At 53.7% G+C, this 2,407-nt stretch carries 1 protein-coding gene and 2 pseudogenes; 1 reads left to right on the top strand and 2 read right to left on the bottom strand.

The annotated features are described in order from the left end of the window. Both PDO_RS12710 and PDO_RS12715 read right to left on the bottom strand, forming a co-directional pair. Positions 1 to 312 (bottom strand): annotated as a pseudogene (locus PDO_RS12710) (IS110 family transposase); the annotation flags it as partial. Between the two features lie 190 nt (positions 313 to 502). Further along, positions 503 to 1,507, bottom strand: a complete 1,005-nt coding sequence (locus tag PDO_RS12715) for a hypothetical protein (RefSeq protein WP_007602150.1) — start codon at positions 1,505 to 1,507, stop codon at positions 503 to 505. A gap of 281 nt (positions 1,508 to 1,788) precedes the next feature. On the opposite strand from PDO_RS12715, the pseudogene PDO_RS12720 reads away from it, so the two are divergent. Beyond that, a pseudogene (locus PDO_RS12720) lies at positions 1,789 to 2,316 on the top strand (transposase); the annotation flags it as partial. Positions 2,317 to 2,407 lie beyond the last annotated feature (91 nt).

Consider the following 2,407-nt stretch of genomic DNA (forward strand, 5'->3'; position numbering starts at 1 on the left):
ATGCCTCCGCAAGGTGTGCCAGACCGTCTGCATCGTTCGCATCGGTCTTGTTTGGCGCCATGTTGAGCGCCGCGCTGGCATGGCGCGCATCAATGCAGATTGCCGGTAGGCCGTCCGCGCGTGGTAGAACCAGACTGACAAGGGTCCGGTCTCGAACACGATGCGCTTAGCGTTCGGCGCACGCTTGCGGATCACTTCGGCCAACACTTTCGGATCCGACGGACATTGGCCGCGCCAGATCCGTTTGCCATTCTGCCGCACCGAGATCATGGTCTCCTTCAACGACACATCCAATCCAATATGCTCTTCCATGGTTGTTCCCCATTCGATGCTTGGGCCCGGCGTCATGCCGTGAGCCCGTATATCCATCTTATCGGCGGACAACCGCCACGCAAAAACTCCCACTACAAGGCTGCTTGTTCCCGCGATTACCCCATGTAATTACGTTGAGGTTTAGTAAGCTTGGGTTGGCGCCCACCGCCGCGGCAAGATCATTCCAAGTTCAATTGCCATTTCTACGAAGACTATATTTATCGAAATCTGATAAACATTTTTTAAGCAAAGCACTTTTGAAATAAAGCGTGGTGTACCCTATATATCGTATCCAATTTCCATTCGCAAGTTTCTTGCTAAGGTCGCGGCTTAGACCCTTACCAAACAGGTACTTCTCTATTGCCTCAGGGGTATTCGCTACATCAGGTTTTTTGGATTGGATTGTTTCCATAATAAGGTACTCTTCAAAGCTAATGGATAAGTCAACGTCGTCCGCAGCTGGGGCAATCTTACAGGAAAATCCGGAAAGTTCTAGAATCTCCTTATTGTCCATGAATGTCATAAAAGCAGCCAATTTATCTGGGTTTTTTCTAACGGCCGTAGGAACAAGGTCAAGGGTAACGTTGATCGCAGTAGTATGACCCGTGAAATTGATAAAACTATTCTCCAGCCATTGATGCCTGATAAATCTCAGATCATTCCACGCTGAGTCATTAGTTCGGTTTTGGACTTTAACCACGGACTCGCTGAAAATCTCATAGTCAGTACGGCAAGCATCTCTTGCTTCGTCCTCCGACAAACCCTTGTTCTGAAACCACTGCTTTCTCTTAGAGTAGATTAAGTCACTCTCTGCTTTCGTGCCGTTACGCTTGAAATTAAGCTCTTCGGGCGCATCCTTTGGATTAATACGTCTCAAGGCCTCATTACGATGATAAGGGAAATTGGTTTTTTGTAGGCGTTCAAAAGGTACGGGAGGGACGGTGATGGGGAGTGGGTTGATGAAAAGTGGCGACTCTTCCCGACGATTCGGCGCTGCGTAAGCGACGGGCGGGCTCGGTACCTCGCGCACATGTCTGCCATTGTGATGACCACTGGCGCTGCTGCCCGGGACCTCCGTCGCAAACGGCAGGTCGTCGGCCTCCGACCCGGAAAGACTGACTGCCCTCGCAAACGGCGCGTCGTCGGCCTCCGACCCGGAGGCGCGGTTTGGTTTGACTGGATTGACACCACCCATCGTGAATTCCTTTCGTTTCAAAATTTCGTGGCAGCCTGTGATGCGGATGCCGTGCACATCGTAGCACCCTGAACCGGCAGGCCGAGGGTGTGCCAAATCATCTCTGCGCCCAGTCTGAATGTCTATTGCTGTGCGTGCAGATCCGCTGTCGCTTTGCGCATTCTCGCGCCGGCGACGGGAAAACCCCGGCGCAGGCTGCAGCCACGAGCCTGATCTGACAGACTGGGAGTGTCAGGAATTTCGTGTACGTGCGTGCATAATGGGTACGAAGGAGATCACCCATGGCACGACGGAAAGAGCCTATTATCCCGGATAGCATTTTGGACCAGTTATTGGCCGGTTCTGATGTGAAGACGGCTTTCGAGAGCAACGGGCTGCTCGATCAGTTGAAGAAGGCCTTGGCCGAGCGGGCTTTGAACGCAGAGATGGATCATCACCTCTCTGGCGAAGGGACTGCCGGCAACAGCCGCAATGGCTACGGCCGCAAGACGGTACTGACGGATAGCGGCTCGCTTGAGCTGTCCATCCCGCGCGACCGGCAGTCGAGTTTCGATCCTCAATTGCTGGCCAAATATCAGCGCCGCGTCCCAGGCTTCGACGAGAAGATCGTATCGATGTATGCGCGAGGCATGAGCACGCGCGAGATCGTCGGACATGTCCAGGAACTTTACGGTATCGACGTGTCGCCCGATCTGATCTCGGCCGTTACTGATGCCGTGCTGGACGAAGTTGCGACGTGGCAGGCTCGGCCTCTGGAGCCGGTCTATCCGCTGGTGTTCTTCGATGCCTTGCGCGTCAAGATCAGGGAGTGAAGCCGATCGGAAAATGATCCAGTGAATCATTTTCCGGCTGAACGGTCATGTGCGCAACAAGGCCGTCCATGTCGCGCTCGGCGTTCGC

The organism is Rhizobium sp. PDO1-076, from assembly GCF_000247475.1.
Taxonomy (GTDB): Bacteria; Pseudomonadota; Alphaproteobacteria; order Rhizobiales; family Rhizobiaceae; genus Allorhizobium.